Below are 21,685 nucleotides of genomic sequence, written 5' to 3'. Positions count from 1 at the left end.
TGCAAAACATGCCATCACTTTGTTATAAAAAGGTGCCATTAATCAGGTTGAGGAACGCGCACAGGCGGTTTAGGCTGAGGTAGCAACTTCGTCGTATTTTGCGCCAGCCCTTTAAGCGCTTCTTCAATGGCGCGATCTAATTGTGGATCTTGGCCTTGAGCCGTGAGTCGTGTCCACTGTTCAACATTAATGTCAGGCGCAACACCTTCATTTTCAACTTTCCACTGCCCATTTAAATCATAAAAGCCAGATCGCGGCGCGGTGATATAACCTCCATCAATAAGCGGAGGAACGCCCCAAATGCCTACTAGTCCACCCCATGTTCTCTTTCCGATAAGGGGGCCTAATTCATAGTGCTTGAACATATAAGGCAGCATGTCACCACCAGAACCCGATACTTCATTAATTAACATCACTTGAGTATCCCAGATGCCTGAGTCAGGACTTGTCATTGGCTGATTTTGATTAAAAGGATTATTAAAATAGCCATTGAGCTCGCGCCTAAGGACATCAATGACATAATTGGCAATAAAGCCGCCATGGTTAAATCGTTCATCTAAAATGACGCCTTGACGGTCTGTTTGCGCAAAAAAATGTCGGTTAAAAGAAATGTATCCATTGTCTGCCGTATCAGGAATCCAAACATACGCGAGTTTGCCACCTGACTTTTCCTCAACATATTGACGGTTTGATTCGGCCCAATGATTACGCCTTAAAGCCGTTTCATCACCAACAGGAATAACGGTAAAAGTATTCGTGTCACCATCATTTAAGTTTGAGCGTAGCGTCACTGTAGTTTGTTTGCCCAATGTCCCTTCAAAATATGAATATAGATTCTCATTAGTATCAATTTGCTTTCCATTTACCGCTACTAAATAGCTATCAGGCGCTATTTGATGGGCTACTTTTGCAAGTGGAGCTTGCAGATTTTGCGAAGGATAATAGGTTTCGCCTGTATAAATCTGGCTAATTTTCACACCATTTTTATTAATTTCGTAATCAATCCCTAACAGACCAATTTTACTATCATCTGTTTCAGGCAAGTCACCAAAGCGCGTGTATGAATGTCCAATAGCGACTTCACCACCCAGTGTATCGAGTAAATATGTTAAATCAGCAGGATGGCTAACCGACGAAACTAAGGGAAGATAAGTTTCATACACTTGTTCCCAATCAGCGCCATGAAAATTATCGACATACAAATAGTCACGCTGAAAGCGCCATGCTTCGGTAAATATTTGCTGCCATTCTTGTTGATAATTAACGCGTTTGTTTAGTACTAAATTAATTTTTTTATCATCAGGACCTGATTGTCCTGATGCAGCAAATACTCTCCAAGAGCCAGCGCTTTGTATTAGTAGTGATTCTCCATCAGCAGATAAGCGATAACTTTGAACATCGCTTGCAACACTAGTCGCCATTTGATTTTCAATGCTATAACGCATCAGTTCACTTTGGGTTTGTCCACTTGCGTTGGTAAAGTTAGAAAGATAAAACAAATAGCCAGATTGCCCAGCGTTTAAATGGCTGTATTGTCCGTCATTACCGGGTAAGGGCATAACTCTACTCAAAAATTGTGTGGCATCTAAGTTAACGACTTTCTCGTTATTATCAGCGTTATCAGATGCATCAATTTGTTTATCAATTACTTCTTCATCAGACTGGGGTAATAAAGGCGAATCTACTTCCTTATTCAATAAAACGTAGTAAATATTGAATGTTGAATTAAATGAGATGGTTGACATATCTAGCCATGCTGCATTCGGGCCGTGATTGGTACTGGCCAAAAAATACAAGCGCTGAGTGTTTTTGTCCCATGTTGGATAAATAATTTCGGCCATACCTTCGCTTACTTTTTTGCTGGTTCGTGAACTGACAGAGTAGATATGTAATTCTCTGAACATATTGGTATTTTGCGTTGTGTAAGCTACATATTGGCTATCGGGAGACCAACTGGCCATTAAAGCGGGTTCTGGATGAGTCGTCTGGTTTTGGTCGATAATCCGTGTTGAACCATTTTCGCTGTTAGCAATCCATAAGCGTTGATTTTGATCAGAAAAAACCAACCTAGTGTCATCAGGTGACCAAAGTAAATCACCATAAAAACCTTTTGAGTCTAATGCTATTTCTTTGGCAATAACCCCAAATTGGTCGGCAATAATGAGCTGGTACTCTCCAGATTCATCACTAAACCAAGCAACCTTATCTCCCTTTGACGACCAAGCAGGATTAGTTTCTCTATAAGAAGATGTATCGGTTAAGTTGCGAACCGAACCGTGTTCAACAGGCACAGTAAAAACATCTCCGCGAGCAGATACGATAAGTCTTTTTCCACTAGGAGAAAATTCAACATGTGTTACATTCTGGCTAGCATCTACATACTGCTCTCTTAGCCAATAAAAATTCGCATTGATATCAATCGCAATTTTAGTAGGGGCACTATTTCCTTTTTGGTGATAGAAATCACCTAAGTATTCAAATACAACATTGTCTTTATCTACCGCGTAACTCATTACATCCCAATCGTTAGAGCGTGTAACCTGCGATATCGTTTGCGTGCTAACAGAGTACTTAAATACATTGGTCACATCTGATTGGTTGGACAAAAAATAAATGTCGTCATTTTGCCAATAGGGCGATTGTAAGCTTTCATTTGAAAAGGGAAGATCAATTTCTTCAAGACTGTCTAAATCAATAATACGAAGTGCTTGATTCTGGCCGCCGCGATAGTTTCTCCATCCTTTGTCCCAATGTCCATGGGCGCCTAAAGACCAGCTTGTCGCCGCTATCGTTGAACGAACCGTTATATGCTCGATTCATGGGCAAAGCCGAAGCATTCCCTGAGTCAACTGAAATGGTATATAAGCGGTCCCAAGAACGAGGAGCGTTATTGCGCGTTGTTCTAAATAAAACGGATTGGCTATCAGCAGCCCAATCAACAGCTTCATCTTTTGATGGGTGATAGGTTAGACGCTTCACGGGGCCGCCATCGACGCTCACAATATAAACATCGGTGTTGCCAGCATACTCGCCTGAAAATGCAATCAATTTGCCATCAGGTGATAACTTAGGGGCAGTTTCTAGACCTTGGAAATTAGTAAGTCTTGTCGCTTCACCCCCAGCAAGGTCTACTTTCCAAATATCATTTGCATATGAGAAAACAAGTGTATCGCCATGTAAACTAGGGTCTCGCAAGAGTTGTTTTGCATGAAGATTTACACTTATTAAGAGTAAACTCACTAATAAACTTACTTTTAAAGCGGAGCTCATATTTGCTGTCCTTATTTTTATATTCAATATGCTAGGGTGTTCAATTTTCATACTTTAGCATATGGTCATTTTGACAAGGGGTCAAATATAGGAAGGTGGTCGAGCTTTTATGTGTAAGTAATCTAGTTACCTAGTCCATAGTCTTTATTGACATCGATGACTTGAAGACCAAGCTCTAGAGCTTTTATCGTATCAAAGTAGTCAAATTGGATTTGACACTGTTCATCAATCATATTTAGCCATATATACCTTAGTCCATCAGGTCGTTTCCCTTTCCAAAAACCTTGGGTCTTATCGATATAAGTGATGATTACTTCACTATGTCCATCTCGATATATCTGGCGTGCAAGATTAAAATCGGGCCCAAAAGCATTCATTACGGCCGAGCCACTTAACTCAATAGATTTCAATAATTCGGTAAATGCCAGTTCATGTTTACCCTGCCGATACGCTATCCATGCACGAGCAATCCCAACTGCATGTGCTTCGCTACTAAAGCTGTCAAAGACATTCCCTACAATTTGTTGATCAATACTGAGTTTATCTGCATGTTCAAAAAGCATGTCAATTTTTAAAATGACTTCATCAATAGGGTCAAATTGTGCGCTATATTTTAGGTGTCGACTAAGATTAGCAATAACTTTATAGGGGTTTTTGCCCAGGTCTATACTCTGCTGATATGCTCGAAGGCTTTCTTGAAACGCTCGTTTATTTTTATCCTCAAAAAATGCGAATCGTCTTTCCATATATTCATGATACTTAGGATCGTCACAGCCAAGTTCGTAGTTTGCATGTGCATCTATGTTGTATAGTAAGCTTATGCACGCAAACACGCTTACAATCAACTTAATCACATCTTCGTCCTCTTTTTATTGTCTTAGTTTGTACTATACAAACACTAGGAACGATCCATATTGTATATAATGCGCGGCCCTTTAGGTAATAACGTGTTGATACAACTCGCTCAGCGTTTGGCACTGTTTTTTTGCATTAAATGATGCACTTATGTGTTTTCTTCCTGCTTGCCCGAAGCTCTTTCGTTTTTGTTCGTCTTGTAAAAGGCTAATCAAAGCCTTTGCTAGCGCCTCGCTACAAATATCATCTACAATAATACCTGTTTGTTCATGAATAACTGCTTCGCTGACCCCTCCTGTATTAAATGACACAACTGGGGTTTCCATAGCTTGAGCTTCTAAAAAAACAGAGCCTAGGCCTTCTTCGTTTCCTCTTTTTAGTGTGATGCTTGGCGCGCACATCACCCATGCTTGATCAAGTATTTGTTTGACCTGTTCGCTACCTTGTTGACCGACAAATTGAATGTCAAAATGTCCCTTGGCTGAAGTTTCAAGGTTATTTTTTTCGACACCATCACCTACGATGATGAGTCTTACTTCAGGAACACATTTTCGTACGGTTGACATCGCTTGAATCAGGTAATCACAGCCTTTTTGCTTAATCAGTCGCCCTACAAAAACAATAGTCGGTATATCTGCTTGATTATTTGCGGGTGAAAAGTGTTGAGTATCGATACCTGTATATAGTTGTACGATTTTTTGAGGGGGCATCCTTTTTCGATAAGCTTTTGTTTAATAAAAGACGATATTGCAATTATTTTATCAGCATGTTCGAAGACAGCTAGTCGATGCTTTTGGGAATATGAAAATTTATCGTTTTGTGTGATATCTGAACCATGAAAACTGACAATCAAAGGGATGTTTAATTGCTTGGCTAGTTTTATACAATAGTAACCACCTTTGCCAAAATGTGCGTGGATAAGAGACGGTTGATGTGTTTTTATTGCGCTTAACCAGCGTGCAGGAAATATTTGAAAAGCATCTAATAGTAGTTTACTCAAAGCTGGAAAATGAGAAAAATCAGAAAGCACGCAGGGAATATTATTCCCAATTAGACCCTTTGCAGAAGAGGTTTGTTTAAAGCCGATATAAATTGGCTTTATTCCCGGTGTGTTGAGACTTTGAACGGCAACAAAAGTATTTGAGGGAGGTAACACTTTTTTCGTAAAGACAAGGACCTTAACACTCATTATTATTGCTTACTTTTGACTAAGTCTGATTTTGCTACGCATTTCAGATAACTTACTATCTTTAGTATATCTGCCTTTAGTCACATGATGTATATGGAATACCCCGTCAATATCGATTGCTTCGCCATCGGTACCCAAAAGCCATCTAAAAGCGGTGTCTTCATAGGTTTTCCGCCAACGGTCTGATTCTGTTTGAAACATAAATAATTTCTCACAATATCCAATTGCTCTAGCAACATCTCCATGGACAATCTGGAAAGGACCGCGCGCTTTATTGCGTGATTTATCTCGCTCGTAATAGCTAAAATTATCAGCTTGAATATCAATAAGTTGTGGTTCACTGTCTTTGATGAGCATTGGATCATCGTCTTTGAGCATCTGTGTGATTTTTTCTTTTTCAGGGAAAAATAACAATCCTCTTTCACCTTGTAGTTTCTCGGCAAGAGAATCTAAACAGTTCTCATGAAAAATAATATCGCAATCAGTAAACCATACCCAATCAGCGCTTGTTGAGCGAGCGGCCATGTTTCTGCCAATGCCTCGTCTAAACAATTTTCCTTTGCTCATCGCATGAAAATTCCAGAGTCAGATTTGGGATATCTTTTTTAGCGAAAAAGTCTAAAGCCGCTTTGGTCTTAAGATCGTCTTCATTGTAAAAAACGGTTACGGTCAGGCGTAATTTGCTTGGTGGATAATTGACGAAGGAGCTTAGTTGATAAGTCAACATATTGGCATAGCCCCAGCAGTGAGTGACAATTTCTAGATCAAATATGCCTTGTACTGCTTTTCGCTGCTCTACAGGCGGTATTGCTTCACGTTGCCACGATGCAGGAAGAATACGACCTAGCACCAAACGATAAAGTTGTATAGCTGCTGTGTTGAAGCGATTTACCGGATATGTTTTCGTTATTTTCATATTGATATGTAAACGCGTTGAGCCTTTTTTAATAAGGCCTTGTTAACTATGTCGTAAAACCTACCATAACACGTAATCACCTTTGTGTTTATCATCCTATGATAGGTCTTATCGATTATCCTATTTTTTTGTACTTCAAGCGATGAGGTTCAACGACGTCTTGTCCATAAGTGTCTTTTAACCAAGTTGCATAGTCGCTGTAGTTGCCTTCGTAGAAATTCACTTTACCTTCGTCGCGATAGTCTAAGATATGTGTTGCTACTCGGTCTAAAAACCAGCGGTCATGCGATATCACCATGACGCAGTCAGGGAACTCTAAAATTGCGTTCTCAAGCGCACGAAGCGTTTCAACATCTAAATCATTGGTTGGCTCATCAAGTAAGAGTGTATTGCCACCTGCTTTGAGTAATTTTGCCAAGTGGACGCGATTACGTTCTCCACCAGAAAGGTCCTTGATAAATTTCTTTTGGTCAGTCCCTTTGAAATTAAAACGACTGCAATATGCACGACTATTTATCTCAAAGTTACCAATTTTAACAATATCTTGGCCGTCTGAGATTTCTTGATATACTGTTTTGCTTTCGTCCATGTGATCTCTAAATTGATCAACGCTGGCGACTTGTACTGTTTCGCCTATTATGATTTCGCCTGAATCGGGACTTTCATTATTCGTTATCATTCTAAATAAAGTGGATTTACCTGCACCATTAGGGCCGATAATACCCACTATGGCGCCTTTAGGTACAGTAAATGACAAGTCATCTATCAACAGTCTATCGCCATAAGATTTAGAAAGGTTTTTAATTTCGATAACTTGGTCACCAAGTCGCTCACCTGGCGGTATAAATAATTCGTTTGTCTCGTTACGTTTTTGGTAATCACCGGTGCTGAGTTCTTCAAATCGTGCCATGCGAGCTTTACTTTTTGCATGTCGGCCTTTGGGGTTCGTGCGCACCCATTCAAGTTCTTGTTTAATTGATTTTTGGCGAGCATTTTCTGTACGTTCTTCTTGTTCAAGTCTTGCGTCTTTTTGTTCAAGCCAACTTGAATAATTACCTTCCCAAGGAATACCTTCGCCTCTATCTAGTTCCAGAATCCAGCCAGCAACATTATCCAAGAAATATCGATCGTGGGTAATGGCAACTACTGTCCCTTCGTAATCGTGTAAAAAGCGCTCTAGCCAAGCGACAGATTCAGCATCTAAGTGGTTAGTAGGTTCGTCAAGTAATAGCATTTCAGGTTTTTCCAAAAGTAACTTACACAACGCAACGCGACGTTGTTCACCACCTGAAAGTTTACTTACATCCGCGTCCCAAGGGGGCAAGCGCAATGCATTTGCTGCCCGCTCAAGTGCGTTTTCTATATTATGGCCATCTTTGGATTGAATAATAGCTTCAAGTTCACCTTGTTCCTTTGCTAACGCATCAAAGTCCGCGCCTTCTTCAGCATAAGCAGCGTAGACTTGGTCAAGTCTTGCAAGTGCATCAATTACATCACTGACAGCAAGTTCAATATTGCCCCTGACATCTTTTGTTTCATCAAGTTTAGGTTCTTGCGGAAGATAACCAATTTTTAAATCGCTTTGGGGCCTAGCTTCCCCTTCGATTTCTTGATCAATACCGGCCATGATTTTGAGTAAGGTTGACTTACCTGCGCCGTTTAAGCCAAGAACACCTATTTTGGCACCTGGGAAAAAGCTTAAGCTAATATTTTTTAAAATGTGACGATTGGGTGGGACAATTTTACCCACTCTATGCATGCTATATACGTATTGTGCCATTGGTTTGACTTTCCTAGCTAAAAACGTGAACTATGTTGTATGTAGTGTAGCGTAGATCATATCTTTGTTTAAGAACTACTTAGCGAAGATTTTGTGATACCCTACATTTTTATGCGTATTGTTTTTTCAAGGAATTATCCATGTCTTTCACACTTGAACAAATTGCTGAACATATTAACGGCGAAATCATAGGTGATCCATCTAAAACGATTACTGAAATGGCTAATCTGCTCACTGCAAAGTCTCATCAACTTACCTTTTTATCGAATAAGAAATTTGCCGAACAACTCTTTAGTACTCAAGCTGGTGCTGTTATTTTGCGAAAAGCAGATCTAGAGCATTATTCAGGTGACGCAATTGTAGTTGACGACCCCTATGTGGGTTTCGCATTAGCAAGTCAACTCTTATATATAGCGCCTTCAGTTAAAACAGGTATTGCAACTACTGCGTTCGTCCACCCAACGGCAACATTAGGAAAAAATGTCACCGTAAGTCATGGGGCGGTAATCGAAGCAGGAGTCGAAATTGGTGACAACAGCGTGATTAGCGCTAACTGTGTTATTGGCGAGTTCGCAAAACTGGGAGAAAATGTCTTCTTGCACTACAGGTGTTATTGTTTATCATAAAGTGGAATTGGGTGACCGTGTGTCTATCCACAGTAATGCAGTAATAGGTTCAGATGGTTTTGGTTATGCAAATAACAAGGGCCAATGGATAAAAATTCCGCAAACAGGCACGGTGATTGTGGGCAACGATACAGAAATCGGCTCTCATGCAAATATTGACCGAGGGGCATTGGACAATACTGTGATTGGTAAAAACGTCATTATTGATTCTTTGGTGCATATTGCTCATAACTGTCATATTGATGACCATGCTTGTTTATGTGGACAAATGGGGATGGCTGGCAGTACAAAAATTGGGAAATATTCAGTGTTAGGTGGTCATGTTGCGGTAAATGGGCACATTACTATAGGTGATAAGGTGCAAATTACAGGCAATACAATGGTGACCAAAAGTCTTTCTGAACCGGGTGTTTACTCTTCAGGGATGCCAGCATTGCCAAATAAAGAGTGGTTAAAAAATGCAGTCCAACTTCGCCAAATTAATAAATTAGTTGAACGCGTGAAAGCCCTCGAAGCCCAAGCAAAAGAACAAGAGTAGGCAAGACTAATCGCTTGGTAAAGGTGTTTACACAAAAAGCATTTGTTATTGTTATAGAGTCTATACAAAACGAATAAAATCGCTACAATATCGCGCCATACACACGACGAAAATCACGCGAAAGCTACAGGAGCCTTTATGTTATCTAGCAATATGAGCATTGCCGAGTTTGATCCAGAATTATCAGCGGCAATGGAAGCAGAAAAACAAAGACAGGAACATCATATTGAATTGATAGCGTCTGAAAACTATTGTAGCGCCAGAGTATTGGAAGCACAGGGTTCTCAGTTGACTAACAAATATGCTGAAGGATATCCAGGTAAACGTTATTACGGTGGCTGTGAGCATGTTGATGTCGCAGAGCAACTTGCTATCGATAGAGCGAAGGAGCTATTTGGGGCTCAATACGCTAACGTGCAGCCACATTCTGGCTCACAAGCAAACACGGCTGTGTTTATGGCGCTTATTGATGCAGGGGATACTGTACTAGGAATGAGCCTAGCTGATGGTGGGCATTTGACACATGGTGCCCATGTGAATTTTTCGGGTAAAACATATAACGCAGTGCAATATGGTTTGCACCCAGACACCGGTATTATCGATTATGAAAAAGTAGAAGCGCTTGCTTTGGAGCATAAACCAAAAATGATCATTGGTGGTTTTTCTGCTTATTCTGGTATTGTTGATTGGGCAAGGTTTCGCGAAATTGCAGACAAAGTCGGCGCTTATTTGTTAGTCGACATGGCACACGTTGCTGGCTTGGTAGCTGCTGGTGAATATCCTAGTCCAATCCCTCACGCCCACGTTGTAACTACTACAACACATAAAACATTGGCAGGCCCTCGTGGAGGCTTGATTTTGTCGGCATGCGGTGATGAAACACTTTATAAAAAATTCAATAGTGCAGTCTTTCCTAGTAACCAAGGCGGCCCGCTGTGTCATGTAATAGCGGCAAAAGCGGTGGCGTTCAAAGAAGCATTGGCACCTGAATTTAAGACATATCAACAGCAAGTGCTAAAAAATGCAAAAACAATGTGTAAAGTGCTGCAAGATAGAGGGTACAAGGTCGTGTCTAACGGCACCGAGAATCACTTGTTTCTACTTGATTTGATTGACAAAGATATTACCGGTAAAGATGCGGATGCAGCGCTAGGCAATGCCAACATTACCGTCAATAAAAATGCCGTACCTAATGATCCTCGTTCTCCATTTGTCACCAGCGGCTTAAGAATCGGAACGCCTGCAATTACAAGACGTGGTTTTGGTGAAGCAGAAGCGGCCCAAGTCGCTACTTGGATTTGTGATGTACTAGACAATATGGGCGATGATAGTGTTATACAAAGAGTGAAAAGCGAAGTGGTAACACTGTGCGAAAAACACCCTGTTTATGCCTAATATAGAGCTTAAGTAAGCAACAAAGCCGGATTACGTCCGGCTTTATCGTTAGTGAAGACCGAACCGGTTTGGTAAAGGCTAAACCTATAATGATGTACTGTCAGTTAAGGGTGAAATATGTTTTGTCCGTTTTGTAGCGCGCAAGAAACGAAAGTAATTGATTCTAGATTAGTGGCCGGTGGTGAACAAATTCGCAGAAGACGTCAATGTATTGTTTGTTCTGAGCGATTTACTACATTTGAGCAAGCAGAGCTTGTAATGCCCAAAGTTATCAAGCGTGATAAAACACGAGAACCCTTTAATGAAGATAAGCTTAATGCAGGCTTAACAAGAGCTCTTGAAAAACGGCCTGTAAGTACAGAATCAATAGACAGAACCATCGCGCGAATCAAATCAGAACTTAGAGCAACGGGCGAAAGAGAAGTTAAAAGTGAATTCATAGGTGAGCTGATAATGAGCGCACTTAAAAACTTAGATAAAGTCGCATATGTTCGTTTTGCGTCTGTGTATCGTTCATTTGAAGATATAAAAGAGTTTGGTGAAGAAATAGCTAAACTCTCAGATGACTAGCGTGTCGTGGGGTAACGAAAACCATGTTTAATGAACACGATACCGACATGATGAATAAAGCACTTGCTTTAGCAAATATCGGGAGATTCTCTACCACGCCAAACCCGAGTGTCGGTTGTGTTATTTGTGATGATAATGATGCAATCATTGGACAGGGATTTCATAAAAAAGCAGGGGGCAAACACGCTGAAATTGAAGCTCTCGATTCTATTGCATCTCAAAACCTTTCAAAACTAACAAATGCAACAGTTTATGTAACACTTGAGCCTTGCGCGCACTATGGCAAGACTGGTCCTTGTGCTCAAGCATTAATAAACGCTAATGTAAAACGTGTAGTTGTTGCCTGTGTGGATCCTAATAAACAAGTGGCAGGTAAAGGCATTAAAATGCTTGAAAGTGCAGGAATAAAAGTTGAGTGTGGACTTTTGGCCGAGCAAGCAAAACAGATTAATCGCGAATTCTTTCATCGAATGGTACATGGGGTACCTTTTGTAACGGTCAAACTTGCTGCCAGCATAGATGGTAAAACGGCCTTGGCTGATGGTCAAAGTCAATGGATTACGAGTAAAGAAGCTAGACAGGATGTTCAATTGCATCGCGCGCAAAGTTGCGCCATTATCTCGGGGTCAGGTACCGTTATATTTGATGATCCACGCTTAAATGTTCGTGTAGATGAATTACCTGATGACAAAATTCTTCACTTAGGCCACAAAATAGATGTGGCCGATGCCTTTAGCTGGCGAGATAAGCAGCCCTTGCGCGTTATTATTGATGGGCGTAATCAATTGCACGATAAACTAAATGTTTGCAAGGATGGCTATGCGACACTGGTCTATAATAGTGATTCGAACGTTAACATAGGGCAATCAGCGCACAGTCATCAGGTGCTTGAGCAAGTTCAAATGCCCAGTGTTGAGCACGATACACGAGTTGATTTAAAGGCAGTTTTAAAAGACTTGGCATCACGAGATATTAATCATGTCTGGGTAGAAGCTGGTGAGAGACTATCAGGAGCCTTAATAAGTCAAGGTTTGGTAAACGAACTGATTATCTATCAAGCCCCTAAAATTTTAGGTAGTCAAGCCAAAGGCTTGACTGAGATAGTATCGCCTGAGGTGTTAGCTGACGCAATAAATGGGCGATTTGCTAGTCTGGAAAAAATCGGTCCCGATATTAAAGTTATTTTAGCGTTGTAAAATCATAGTCCCAAAAGGATAAATAAACGAATGTTCACAGGCATTATAGAAGCAACAGGGGAAATCACATCACTTAAAGATTTAGGTGATAATTATCGTTTAGTCGTTAACACAGGCAAACTTGATACCTCGGATGTACATTTAGGAGATAGCATTGCCACTAGCGGAGTTTGTCTAACGGTTGTAGATAAGGGTGAGAATTTTTACGCTGCAGATGTTTCAGCCGAAACGATAAAATATACTGGTTTTGCTCATTATCAAGTAGGTAACAAAGTTAACCTTGAAAAAGCGATGCGAGCTGATAGCCGCTTTGGTGGTCATATTGTCAGCGGGCATGTTGACGGCCTTGGCACAGTCCAAGCTATTAACGAGCACAGTAACTATGTCGAGATTTGGATAAAAGCCCCTGATGATTTAGCAAAATATATTGCGCACAAAGGCTCTATCACTGTTGATGGCGTCAGTTTAACAGTTAATGAACTTGACGGTGCATCGTTTATGCTTTGGTTAATTCCTCATACACTACAAGAAACCGTTATAGGTGGATACAAAGTTGGCACTAAAGTAAACTTAGAAGTAGATGTTGTTGCTCGATATTTAGAGCGCTTACTTCAAGGTGACAAAGCAGCTGATTCGTCAAATAATGATATCAGCATGACTTTTTTGGCTGAGCATGGCTATTTAAAATAAACAGATAGTAAACACTTAATATTCTAAAACCGTTACCACACACTGAGATAGTAGAATGGCACTTAATAGTACGGCAGAAATAATTCAAGATATAAAACTAGGCAAAATGGTCATTCTAATGGATGACGAAGATCGAGAAAATGAAGGCGACTTGATCATGGCTGCCCAGCATGTAACGCCTGAGGCCATCAACTTTATGGTTACACACGCCCGTGGTTTAGTTTGCTTGCCAATGACGCAAGACAGATGTAAGCGCTTAAAATTACCGCTTATGGTAGATAACAACGCTGCTCAGTTCTCTACTAATTTCACCGTTTCAATTGAAGCTGCAACAGGTGTTACCACAGGGATATCCGCTGCTGATAGAGCACGTACTGTTTTAGCTGCAGTTGATGAAAATGCCTCAAGCGATGATATCGTCCAGCCTGGGCATATTTTCCCATTGATTGCCAAAGAAGGTGGTGTATTAAATAGGGCTGGGCATACTGAGGCAGGCGTAGATTTAGCTCGCTTGGCTGGGTGCGAGCCTGCCAGCGTGATTGTTGAAATTTTGAATCCAGATGGCAGTATGGCGCGAAGACCTGAACTTGAGGTCTTTGCCAAAGAACATGATTTGAAGATAGGCACAATTGCTGATCTTATCGAATACCGTAATTTAAATGAGACCACTATTGAAAAGGTAGCTACCTGCAAATTACCCACAACATTTGGTGAGTTCGATCTTCATACTTTTAAAGATTCAATAGACCAACAAATACACTTTGTTTTGCAAAAAGGTGAAGTAAATACACAACAACCAACATTGGTACGTGTTCACCTGCACAACACTTTTAGTGATTTACTTGGTTCTACGCGCGCCATTAATCGGTCATATTCACTCAATAATGCTATGGAAAAAGTGGCTAATGAAGGGGGAGTCATTGTTTTGCTTGGTAAAGAAGAAGATCTGATTGGCCAAGTAAAGCAATTTGAAGCAGAAGACAATAACGAGGTGGGAAAATCTAAAATGTGGGAAGGGTCTTCTCGGACTGTAGGCGTAGGGAGTCAAATCTTAGCGAGTCTAGGTATCAAGAAAATGCGTCTACTAAGCAAGCCCGTCAAGTATTCTGCTCTATCAGGATTTGGTCTTGAAGTGGTTGAATACGTTGAAAGTGATTAGCATAGCATTTGCTAACGACACATAAGCATTAAAAAAGGCGACTAGTCATATAGCAGTGTGCTATACTTTGCGCCCAAAATTATCAGGAGTACTCTAGATGCAGGTTATTGAAGGTAATATTCGCGCGACAGGCAAGAAATTTGCTGTAATTGTCTCAAGATTTAATAGTTTTGTAGTAGAAAGTTTGTTGGAAGGTGCGCTAGATACTTTAGAACGACATGGCGAAGTGAATCCTGATGATATTACTCTTGTAAGAGTGCCTTAGCGCTTATGAGTTACCCATCGTAGCAAAGAAGCTGGCTCAAAAAGGTGGTTTTGACGCGATAATCGCGCTTGGCGCCGTAATACGAGGCGGAACACCTCATTTTGATTTTGTTGCTGGTGAGTGTAATAAAGGGCTTGCTCAAGTATCGCTAGACGCTACGATTCCGGTAGCGTTTGGTGTAATTACCACGGATTCAATTGAACAAGCAATCGAACGCTCAGGCACAAAAGCTGGAAATAAAGGCTCTGAAGCGGCGCTTGGGGCACTTGAAATGGTAAATGTAATTAGTGCGATTGACGAGGCTTTATAAGTGAAACCTGCCCATAGAAAGCAAGCACGTGTGCTTGCTTTACAAGCTTTGTACGCTTGGTTGTTAAGTGGAAACGATATGCAGCAAATTGAGCTGACTATGGCCACTACTAATGACATGAAAAAAGTAGATATGGAATATTTTCAAGCCATCCTTGCTGGGGTGTCACAAGACCCAGAACGAATTGATAAAGCGTATAAAGCTTATCTAGGTAGGCTACCTGAAGAGTTAGACCCCATTGAAAAATCAATTATGCGTCTTGCGACCTTTGAACTATTAGAACGTATCGATACACCATATAAAGTTGTTATTAATGAATCTATCGAGTTAGCTAAGACGTTTGGCGCTGAAGAAAGTCATAAATTTATAAATGGTGCATTAGATAAAGCTGTCAAAACCTTAAGAGCCAACGAAAGAACCTAAATGGCGAACGAATTTGACTTAATAAAGCAGTATTTTGCAAATCCAACTTATGCGAGAAAAGATGTCAATGTTGGAATTGGAGACGATGCTGCAGTAACAATGCCCCCTCCTAATCAATTATTGGTCACGACCACTGACACCATGATTGAGCATGTTCACTTCTTAGCAGGCACCAAAGCCAGCGACTTAGCTGAAAAAATTGTTGCAGTAAATCTTAGCGATTTGGCCGCAATGGGAGCTGAACCTGCATGGCTGAGTCTATCATTGGCGATGCCTGAGGCTGACGAGCGGTGGCTATCTGATTTTGCAAAACGTTTATTTGAACTAACCGAATACTATTCGGTTCAATTGATAGGCGGGGATACTGTTAAAGGGCCACTTTCGATTACCATCACAGCACAAGGTTTTGTGCCGCCCGATAGCATGCTTAAAAGAAGTGGTGCAGCAAAGGATGATTGGATTTTTGTTACTGGAACCTTAGGTGATGCTGGTGCTGGCCTCGACATACTCATGGGTAAGCTTGATATCCAGGATAAGCAAGCAAGGGAATATCTAATAAAAAGACATCTTACTCCAACACCACGCATTCTTGCTGGCACTAGCTTAAGGCGTTTAGCAAGCGCTTGTATTGATATTTCAGATGGCTTACTCCAAGATGTACAACATATTGCTAATGCGTCTAATACCGGCGTGCTTTTACACTTAGAAAAGTTACCTCTGTCTCCAGCCTTAGGTGAAAATGTGGCTGAATTGAATGATGCACTTAAATATGCAACCACCGCTGGTGATGATTATGAACTGTTGTTTACCGTCTGTGAAGAGCATCGAACAGCAGTATTAAATGCATTAGACAGCTACGCAATCGATTATGCATGTATTGGCCAAATGACAGGGGCCACAGGGAAAGTCGATGTGCGATTAGAAAATGAAACCTATGCGCTTGAGGAGTCTCAAAGTGCAGGTTATAAACACTTTTAAATACGATGCTTAAAGAACATCGCGACAAAGTAAGCCTTTATAAACCTAGTCACTTTCTAGGTTTTGGTTTTGGGACCGGTTTAATTCCATTTATGCCCGGCACCATGGGGTCATTAGCTGCAATCCCTCTAATATTCGGTATGTCCTTTTTACCTAGTTACCTTTTTCTCATAGTGACGATATTGAGTATTTTGTTAGGCATTTTTATTTGCGAAAACGTAAGTAAGGATTTAGGGGTACATGATCATGGTGCCATTGTGTGGGATGAAATTGCGGGCATGATGCTAGTATTCATTTTTATAGATATTAATTGGCACACCCTTTTAGTAGGGTTTCTTCTTTTTAGAGTCTTTGATATATGGAAGCCTTGGCCAATAAGCTTTTTCGATAAAAACATTCATGGCGGCTTTGGTATTATGATTGACGATATCGTAGCTGGTATATTCGCAATGTCTGCCATGCACCTAGGTTACTTTTTATTAGCTAACTATTTCTAGTTAGCTAAATATTGCGTCCAATTTTTTGGTTTATGCTAAAAACCGGTCTATGGCGTCTAGAATACCATTACAATCAATACCAAGCTCCGCGTACATTTCTTGTTGCGTACCTTGCATAATAAATTTATCAGGCAAACCAAGCATAAGCACATGTGCCAAGACTTTATTAGCATGCAAGGTTTCCATTACAGCACTGCCTGCTCCTCCTTTAATTGCGCCATCTTCTAATGTGACTAGTAACTCATGTTCGTTTGCTAGTGCAATTATTGCCGCTTCATCAATCGGTTTTACAAAGCGCATATCAACAACGCTATAATTAGCGCGCTCAGCAGCTTTCAGGGCTTCTGGTAGAAGTGTTCCAAAATTAAGAATAGCGACTTTTAAACCGCTTTTTAAACGCTTACTTTTTCCTATTTCAAGCGCTTCCATTTCTTCTTTTGGCGTAACGCCTATACCTGCTCCTCTGGGGTAACGAACAGATGCCGGTTGTTGTGCAATATGTCCAGTGTATAGCATTTGGCTACATTGCTGTTCATCGCTTGGGGTCATGATAATCATATTAGGGATGCATCTTAGATATGGGATATCAAAAGCACCTTGGTGAGTTGGACCATCAGCGCCAACAATTCCAGCGCGGTCGATGGCAAATAAAACGGGTAGGTTCTGTAGGGCTACGTCATGAATCAATTGGTCATATGCACGTTGTAAAAACGTTGAATAAATAGCAACAATGGCATGCTTACCTTCTCGCGCTAATCCTGCCGCAAGTGTTACAGCATGCTGCTCAGCAATTGCTACATCAATATATTGTTCCGGATAAGTTTGTGAAAATTTCACCATACCAGAGCCTTCACGCATCGCAGGAGTAATTGCTACTAGATCTTTGTCATTTGCCGCCATATTGCACAGCCAGTTGCCGAATATTGCGGAAAAAGTTGGCGAGCTAGGCTTACTTTTAGGAAATTCTTGGGTGGTATGATCAAACTTAGGAACGGCATGCCATTTAATTGGATCTCGTTCAGCTTGTGTGTAGCCCTTTCCTTTTTTAGTGACAACATGCAATAGTTTTGGACCGCTCATGCTTCGCATATTTGACAAGGTGTCAACGACTGCGTCCACATCGTGCCCATCGATAGGCCCAATATAATTAAAGCCTAATTCTTCAAAAATAGTACCTGTGGGCTACCATACCTTTGATATGTTCTTCAGCTTTGCTGGCTAATTCTTTAATTGGGGGAACATTTGATAAAAACTTCTTGCCGCCATCTCTAATGCTATTGAAAAAATTACCTGTTAATAATCTAGCTAAATGACTATTTAAGGCGCCAACATTTTCCGAGATAGACATCTCATTATCGTTGAGTATGACTGTAAGATCTTTGTTAATATCGCCTGCGTGATTAAGCGCTTCAAAAGCTAGCCCAGCTGTCATTGCTCCATCACCAATTACGGCAACAACACGACGACCTTTAGCCTCTTTTTCTGCAGCTATTGCCATACCTAATGCCGCACTTATTGAAGTGGATGAATGACCAACGGCAAAAGTGTCGTACTCACTTTCAGCAGGCCAAGGAAACGGGTGCAGCCCGTCTTTTTGCCGAATAGTCTGCATGCGCTCACGTCTTCCTGTTAAGATTTTGTGGGGATAAGCTTGATGACCCACATCCCACACAATACGATCAAATGGCGTATTGAAAACGTAATGAAGCGCGACGGTGAGTTCGACTGTTCCTAGCCCCGAAGCAAAGTGACCACTACTTGCACTGACACTATTGAGCAAGTATTGACGAAGTTCATCGGCAATTGCTTTTAGCGATGTTTTTGGTTGCTGACGCAACTCCTGTGGGATATTCGCTTTGGCTAAATGCGGATAATTTGAAAGATCTAAACTCATTTTAATTTTTGTCTTCTTTAGTATTGGCTCTGTTGTCAGGTTTAGTAAGTACGAGTTACCATAAACTGAGCAAAGCTATGTAAATTGCTTGTGTCATAAGGCAAATTGCTTAGTGCGTTTAATGCCATATCTCTTTGTAAATGTAGCTCTTTTTGTGCGCCTTCTAATCCTAGTAGCGAAACAAACGTTGCCTTGTTTGCTTGCGCATCAGAACCTTGAGGCTTACCCAATGTATCGGTATCAGTAGTAACATCTAGAATATCGTCTTGTATTTGAAACGCTAGTGCCAATACAGTCTGCAAATGTGCCAAGCAATACTTGATGCTCTGGCAGCATATTTTGGCTCAGTAGACAGGGCATCAATATACTTGCTTTGAGCAGTGCACCTGTTTTTAAACGATGCATTTGAGTCAAATGCTCAAGACTGATATCGCTGTCTGTAGCGAGTAAATCCAAACTTTGTCCAGCAACCATGCCAGTTGCCCCAGCTGCTTGACTTAAATAAGTAATTAATTCAATTTTGCGGCTTGCGGCAAATCTTGTCATGGGCGCTAGCGATAGTATCTCAAACGCCCAACACTGCAGGGCATCACCCGCTAAAATAGCGGTCGCTTCGTCAAACTTTATGTGGCAAGTAGGCTTTCCTCGCCTTAAATCATCATCATCCATCGCAGGAAGGTCATCGTGAACAAGAGAATATGCGTGAATACACTCTAATGCTAGGGCTACGTGCTTTAGGTCTGACTCTTTGAGTGTCAACATATCCCCAACAATAAATACTAATAACGGGCGCAGCCGTTTACCGCCATTTAGCAAAGAATACCGCATGGCATCATGTAATTTCTGACTAGGTACAGGTAAGTTTTGAGCATGTTCTAAATACGCTTGTTCTAACGCATGATGAACATAATCAAGCTGGCCTCTAATTTCATTTGGCAACGACATAAACAGCCTTACTGCTCGTCAAATGTTTCTAAGTTTTCCTGACCTTGTTGTTGAGTCAAAATTTGTACTTTCTGCTCAGCATCTTTCAATAACTTTTGAGTGTGGCGCGCCAACGCAACCCCTTGTTCAAACTGCTTTAAAGAGGTCTCTAAAGGAATTTCACCGCGCTCCATTTCAAGAACAATCTTGTCCAATTCAGACATTGCATCTTCAAACGATAGTGATTCTATATTCATGTTTAATTAATCCAATATTTTATGCCATGAACCTTACCCGACAGGCCGCATAAATTCAATTGCTAGAGGAATAAAATACCGGATTTAAGAGTAAAGAATTTTCTCACTTTGCCGTTATTCCATTTGAAGTCTAGTTACTATTCAATTGGTGAATTAAATAGTGGCATAGTTTTTTCATACTTTATGGCACAAACACATATTTTTTATTTGATATTTATACTGGTGGGAGTTAACCGTGGATTTAGCAACAATAATAGGCTTTATTGGCGCAATAGGCTTCGTTATTATGGCGATGGTACTTGGTGGTGATTTAGGGATATTTTTCAATGTGCCTTCAGTATTGATTGTCTTTGGTGGCACTATATTTGTTGTCGTAATGCAATATCCCTTGTCTCAGTTTTTAGGTGCTGGCAAGGTGATTGCAAAAGCTTTTTCTTTCAAAATTCAAACACCAGATGAATTAATCGAACAAATTGTTGATATGGCGGATAAAGCTAGAAAAGGCGGTTTTTTGGCGTTAGAGGAAGCCGAAATTGACAATGCATTTATGCAAAAGGGCGTTGATATGTTGGTTGACGGTCATGATGTAGATGTCGTTCGTTCAACGATGGGCAAAGATATTTCAAATACAACCGAGCGCCACGAAGCAGGATCGGTCATTTTCAAATCAATGGGAGATGTAGCTCCAGCAATGGGAATGATTGGCACCTTGGTTGGTTTAGTTGCGATGCTGTCCAACATGGACGACCCCAAAGCAATTGGACCTGCGATGGCAGTTGCATTGTTAACAACATTATATGGCGCTATTTTAGCGAACCTATTTTGTTTGCCAATCGCGTTTAAACTAAGTGTGCGTTCAGTTGAAGAGAAACTGAATCAAAGTCTAATATTAGACGGCATTTTAGGGATTGCTGATGGACAAAATCCTCGCGTGATTGAAGGTGTCTTGAAAGGATATTTAGCCGAAAGTAAACGTGAAGTCGCAACCGAGGAAGTAGCGTAATGGAAGAGGAAGAATGTCCAAAATGCCCCCCGAGGGTCTACCCGCTTGGATGGGTACATTTGCAGATCTTATGTCCTTACTCATGTGCTTTTTTGTCCTGTTATTGTCGTTTTCTGAAATGGATGTGAAAAAATTTAAGCAGATAGCAGGTTCAATGAAGTTTGCTTTTGGGGTGCAAAATAAAATCGAGTTGAAGGATATACCAAAAGGTACGAGTGTTGTCGCGTTGGAGTTTAGACCCGGCAAGCCAGACCCCACACCAATTGAAACCGTACAGCAAATAACTCAAGACATTACTAAGCCAATGCTCAACTTCCAAGAAGGTGATGACGACTCTGCTGGTGGACGCCAAAAGCAACAGGGTTCATTTAGAGGCGGCCAGTCACCACAGACTGCAAACCAAACGGCAGCAGCCGCAGCGGCAGCTGCTCAACAAGATCAAATCGAAGAGAACAAGAAGCGAGTAGAAGAGTTATTACAAAAAGAAATTAAAGATGGTGCAATTGACGTTGAAAATTTGGGGCAGCAAATCGTTATTCGTATTCGTGAGAATGGTTCATTTTCTGAAGGTTCAGCATTTCTTCAACCGCAATTTACGCCGATAATTCGTAACTTAGGCCTTTTGCTAAACGATATGCCTTGGCACGATAGAAATTACTGGGCACAGTGATAGTGGTCACGTTGCCAATGAGTTATATCGCTCAAACTGGGATTTATCAGCACAACGAGCGGTGGCTGTTGCTGAGGAATTAAGATTGGCACGCGGGTTTGATGAAACGAGAATGAGAGTAATTGGCAAAGCGGCAAATGAGCCTATTACTGGTGGAGAGACAGCACAAGCAAGGGCGCAGAATCGAAGGGTTGAAATTGCTATTTTGCAAGGTAAGCCCAAATTTTCTGACCCAATCTCTGTTTTAGAAACTGAATCAGAGCAAGACCCTTAAGCCGAT

At 41.0% G+C, this 21,685-nt stretch carries 22 protein-coding genes and 3 pseudogenes; 13 read left to right on the top strand and 12 right to left on the bottom strand.

Annotation, left to right across the window (positions count from 1 at the left end):
• Window positions 1–38: 38 nt before the first annotated feature.
• The 8 genes from ACZ1G6_RS10630 to ettA form a co-directional block, all read right to left on the bottom strand.
• Window positions 39–2,789, bottom strand: coding sequence for a S41 family peptidase (locus ACZ1G6_RS10630; protein ID WP_472618973.1), 2,751 nt, complete (start codon window positions 2,787–2,789; stop codon window positions 39–41).
• Entirely contained in the window at window positions 2,692–3,270 is a 579-nt protein-coding gene (locus ACZ1G6_RS10625) for a hypothetical protein (protein WP_472616278.1), read from the bottom strand. The genes ACZ1G6_RS10630 and ACZ1G6_RS10625 overlap by 98 nt, the downstream gene beginning before the upstream one ends.
• A 122-nt stretch (window positions 3,271–3,392) precedes the next feature.
• Complete coding sequence (locus tag ACZ1G6_RS10620) at window positions 3,393–4,124, bottom strand: hypothetical protein (protein WP_472616277.1); 732 nt, start codon at window positions 4,122–4,124, stop codon at window positions 3,393–3,395.
• Between the two features lie 81 nt (window positions 4,125–4,205).
• Window positions 4,206–4,835, bottom strand: a complete 630-nt coding sequence (locus ACZ1G6_RS10615) for a glycosyltransferase (RefSeq protein ID WP_472616276.1) — start codon at window positions 4,833–4,835, stop codon at window positions 4,206–4,208.
• The gene (locus tag ACZ1G6_RS10610) at window positions 4,736–5,314 is read right to left on the bottom strand and encodes a glycosyltransferase (protein ID WP_472616275.1); all 579 of its coding nucleotides are present in this window, start codon (window positions 5,312–5,314) and stop codon (window positions 4,736–4,738) included. Before ACZ1G6_RS10610 ends, ACZ1G6_RS10615 begins: the two co-directional genes overlap by 100 nt.
• 9 nt (window positions 5,315–5,323) lie before the next feature.
• Window positions 5,324–5,881 carry a glycosyltransferase gene (locus ACZ1G6_RS10605; RefSeq protein ID WP_472616274.1) on the bottom strand — a complete coding sequence of 186 codons (558 nt, stop codon included), beginning with the start codon at window positions 5,879–5,881 and terminating at the stop codon, window positions 5,324–5,326.
• Window positions 5,859–6,230 (bottom strand): hypothetical protein, encoded by a 372-nt coding sequence (locus ACZ1G6_RS10600; protein WP_472616273.1) that lies wholly within the window; start codon window positions 6,228–6,230, stop codon window positions 5,859–5,861. The genes ACZ1G6_RS10605 and ACZ1G6_RS10600 overlap by 23 nt, the downstream gene beginning before the upstream one ends.
• A 115-nt stretch (window positions 6,231–6,345) precedes the next feature.
• Entirely contained in the window at window positions 6,346–8,010 is a 1,665-nt protein-coding gene (ettA, locus tag ACZ1G6_RS10595; RefSeq protein ID WP_472616272.1) for an energy-dependent translational throttle protein EttA, read from the bottom strand.
• Window positions 8,011–8,150: 140 nt separating this feature from the next.
• Here ettA and ACZ1G6_RS10590 point away from each other — a divergent pair, with 140 nt between their 5' ends.
• From ACZ1G6_RS10590 to ACZ1G6_RS10540, 11 genes and pseudogenes are all read left to right on the top strand, one after another.
• Window positions 8,151–8,636, top strand: coding sequence for an LpxD N-terminal domain-containing protein (locus tag ACZ1G6_RS10590; RefSeq protein ID WP_472616271.1), 486 nt, complete (start codon window positions 8,151–8,153; stop codon window positions 8,634–8,636).
• Window positions 8,599–9,174, top strand: coding sequence for a UDP-3-O-(3-hydroxymyristoyl)glucosamine N-acyltransferase (locus tag ACZ1G6_RS10585; RefSeq protein ID WP_472616270.1), 576 nt, complete (start codon window positions 8,599–8,601; stop codon window positions 9,172–9,174). The genes ACZ1G6_RS10590 and ACZ1G6_RS10585 overlap by 38 nt, the downstream gene beginning before the upstream one ends.
• 138 nt (window positions 9,175–9,312) lie before the next feature.
• On the top strand, window positions 9,313–10,569 hold the full coding sequence (glyA, locus tag ACZ1G6_RS10580; protein ID WP_472616269.1) for a serine hydroxymethyltransferase: 1,257 nt from the start codon (window positions 9,313–9,315) through the stop codon (window positions 10,567–10,569).
• 117 nt (window positions 10,570–10,686) lie between these two features.
• Window positions 10,687–11,139, top strand: coding sequence for a transcriptional regulator NrdR (nrdR, locus tag ACZ1G6_RS10575; protein ID WP_472616268.1), 453 nt, complete (start codon window positions 10,687–10,689; stop codon window positions 11,137–11,139).
• 23 nt (window positions 11,140–11,162) lie between these two features.
• Window positions 11,163–12,335, top strand: a complete 1,173-nt coding sequence (gene ribD / locus ACZ1G6_RS10570) for a bifunctional diaminohydroxyphosphoribosylaminopyrimidine deaminase/5-amino-6-(5-phosphoribosylamino)uracil reductase RibD (RefSeq protein WP_472616267.1) — start codon at window positions 11,163–11,165, stop codon at window positions 12,333–12,335.
• Between the two features lie 30 nt (window positions 12,336–12,365).
• On the top strand, window positions 12,366–13,025 hold the full coding sequence (locus ACZ1G6_RS10565) for a riboflavin synthase (RefSeq protein ID WP_472616266.1): 660 nt from the start codon (window positions 12,366–12,368) through the stop codon (window positions 13,023–13,025).
• 55 nt (window positions 13,026–13,080) lie between these two features.
• Window positions 13,081–14,184: a bifunctional 3,4-dihydroxy-2-butanone-4-phosphate synthase/GTP cyclohydrolase II gene (ribBA, locus tag ACZ1G6_RS10560; RefSeq protein WP_472616265.1), complete on the top strand. Its 1,104-nt coding sequence runs from the start codon at window positions 13,081–13,083 to the stop codon at window positions 14,182–14,184.
• A gap of 97 nt (window positions 14,185–14,281) precedes the next feature.
• Window positions 14,282–14,759: pseudogene (ribH, locus tag ACZ1G6_RS10555) on the top strand (6,7-dimethyl-8-ribityllumazine synthase).
• Complete coding sequence (nusB, locus tag ACZ1G6_RS10550; RefSeq protein ID WP_472616264.1) at window positions 14,760–15,182, top strand: transcription antitermination factor NusB; 423 nt, start codon at window positions 14,760–14,762, stop codon at window positions 15,180–15,182.
• Window positions 15,183–16,160, top strand: coding sequence for a thiamine-phosphate kinase (gene thiL / locus ACZ1G6_RS10545; protein WP_472616263.1), 978 nt, complete (start codon window positions 15,183–15,185; stop codon window positions 16,158–16,160). It begins immediately after the preceding gene.
• A 5-nt stretch (window positions 16,161–16,165) separates the two neighbouring features.
• A complete protein-coding gene (locus ACZ1G6_RS10540; RefSeq protein ID WP_472616262.1) occupies window positions 16,166–16,657 on the top strand; it encodes a phosphatidylglycerophosphatase A family protein in 492 nt (163 codons plus the stop codon).
• 30 nt (window positions 16,658–16,687) lie between these two features.
• Here ACZ1G6_RS10540 and dxs read toward each other — a convergent pair.
• The 4 genes and pseudogenes from dxs to ACZ1G6_RS10520 all read right to left on the bottom strand — a co-directional run bounded on the left by dxs (window position 16,688) and on the right by ACZ1G6_RS10520 (window position 19,732).
• A pseudogene (dxs, locus tag ACZ1G6_RS10535) lies at window positions 16,688–18,551 on the bottom strand (1-deoxy-D-xylulose-5-phosphate synthase).
• Window positions 18,552–18,592: 41 nt separating this feature from the next.
• A complete protein-coding gene (locus tag ACZ1G6_RS10530; RefSeq protein WP_472616261.1) occupies window positions 18,593–18,841 on the bottom strand; it encodes a polyprenyl synthetase family protein in 249 nt (82 codons plus the stop codon).
• Window positions 18,792–19,496: a polyprenyl synthetase family protein gene (locus ACZ1G6_RS10525; protein ID WP_472616260.1), complete on the bottom strand. Its 705-nt coding sequence runs from the start codon at window positions 19,494–19,496 to the stop codon at window positions 18,792–18,794. The genes ACZ1G6_RS10530 and ACZ1G6_RS10525 overlap by 50 nt, the downstream gene beginning before the upstream one ends.
• Window positions 19,497–19,504: 8 nt before the next feature.
• Window positions 19,505–19,732, bottom strand: coding sequence for an exodeoxyribonuclease VII small subunit (locus tag ACZ1G6_RS10520; RefSeq protein ID WP_472616259.1), 228 nt, complete (start codon window positions 19,730–19,732; stop codon window positions 19,505–19,507).
• A gap of 235 nt (window positions 19,733–19,967) precedes the next feature.
• On the opposite strand from ACZ1G6_RS10520, the gene pomA reads away from it, so the two are divergent.
• On the top strand, window positions 19,968–20,735 hold the full coding sequence (gene pomA / locus ACZ1G6_RS10515) for a flagellar motor protein PomA (protein WP_472616258.1): 768 nt from the start codon (window positions 19,968–19,970) through the stop codon (window positions 20,733–20,735).
• Window positions 20,735–21,679: pseudogene (locus tag ACZ1G6_RS10510) on the top strand (flagellar motor protein MotB). Before pomA ends, ACZ1G6_RS10510 begins: the two are co-directional and overlap by 1 nt.
• Window positions 21,680–21,685 lie beyond the last annotated feature (6 nt).

Source organism: Glaciecola sp. HA4-3, assembly GCF_055693685.1.
The sequence above is the reverse complement of the archived record's forward strand: the minus strand, read 5'-3'. Positions and strand labels throughout refer to the sequence as shown.

Coding starts and splice junctions, on each gene's coding strand:
- ACZ1G6_RS10625 (WP_472616278.1), bottom strand. CDS start 3,270: ATGAGCTCCGCTTTAAAAGTAAGTTTATTAGTGAGTTTACTCTTAATA.
- ACZ1G6_RS10615 (WP_472616276.1), bottom strand. CDS start 4,835: ATGCCCCCTCAAAAAATCGTACAACTATATACAGGTATCGATACTCAA.
- ACZ1G6_RS10610 (WP_472616275.1), bottom strand. CDS start 5,314: ATGAGTGTTAAGGTCCTTGTCTTTACGAAAAAAGTGTTACCTCCCTCA.
- ACZ1G6_RS10605 (WP_472616274.1), bottom strand. CDS start 5,881: ATGAGCAAAGGAAAATTGTTTAGACGAGGCATTGGCAGAAACATGGCC.
- ACZ1G6_RS10600 (WP_472616273.1), bottom strand. CDS start 6,230: ATGAAAATAACGAAAACATATCCGGTAAATCGCTTCAACACAGCAGCT.
- ettA (WP_472616272.1), bottom strand. CDS start 8,010: ATGGCACAATACGTATATAGCATGCATAGAGTGGGTAAAATTGTCCCA.
- ACZ1G6_RS10590 (WP_472616271.1), top strand. CDS start 8,151: ATGTCTTTCACACTTGAACAAATTGCTGAACATATTAACGGCGAAATC.
- ACZ1G6_RS10585 (WP_472616270.1), top strand. CDS start 8,599: ATGTCTTCTTGCACTACAGGTGTTATTGTTTATCATAAAGTGGAATTG.
- glyA (WP_472616269.1), top strand. CDS start 9,313: ATGTTATCTAGCAATATGAGCATTGCCGAGTTTGATCCAGAATTATCA.
- nrdR (WP_472616268.1), top strand. CDS start 10,687: ATGTTTTGTCCGTTTTGTAGCGCGCAAGAAACGAAAGTAATTGATTCT.
- ribD (WP_472616267.1), top strand. CDS start 11,163: ATGTTTAATGAACACGATACCGACATGATGAATAAAGCACTTGCTTTA.
- ACZ1G6_RS10565 (WP_472616266.1), top strand. CDS start 12,366: ATGTTCACAGGCATTATAGAAGCAACAGGGGAAATCACATCACTTAAA.
- ribBA (WP_472616265.1), top strand. CDS start 13,081: ATGGCACTTAATAGTACGGCAGAAATAATTCAAGATATAAAACTAGGC.
- thiL (WP_472616263.1), top strand. CDS start 15,183: ATGGCGAACGAATTTGACTTAATAAAGCAGTATTTTGCAAATCCAACT.
- ACZ1G6_RS10540 (WP_472616262.1), top strand. CDS start 16,166: ATGCTTAAAGAACATCGCGACAAAGTAAGCCTTTATAAACCTAGTCAC.
- ACZ1G6_RS10525 (WP_472616260.1), bottom strand. CDS start 19,496: ATGTCGTTGCCAAATGAAATTAGAGGCCAGCTTGATTATGTTCATCAT.
- ACZ1G6_RS10520 (WP_472616259.1), bottom strand. CDS start 19,732: ATGAATATAGAATCACTATCGTTTGAAGATGCAATGTCTGAATTGGAC.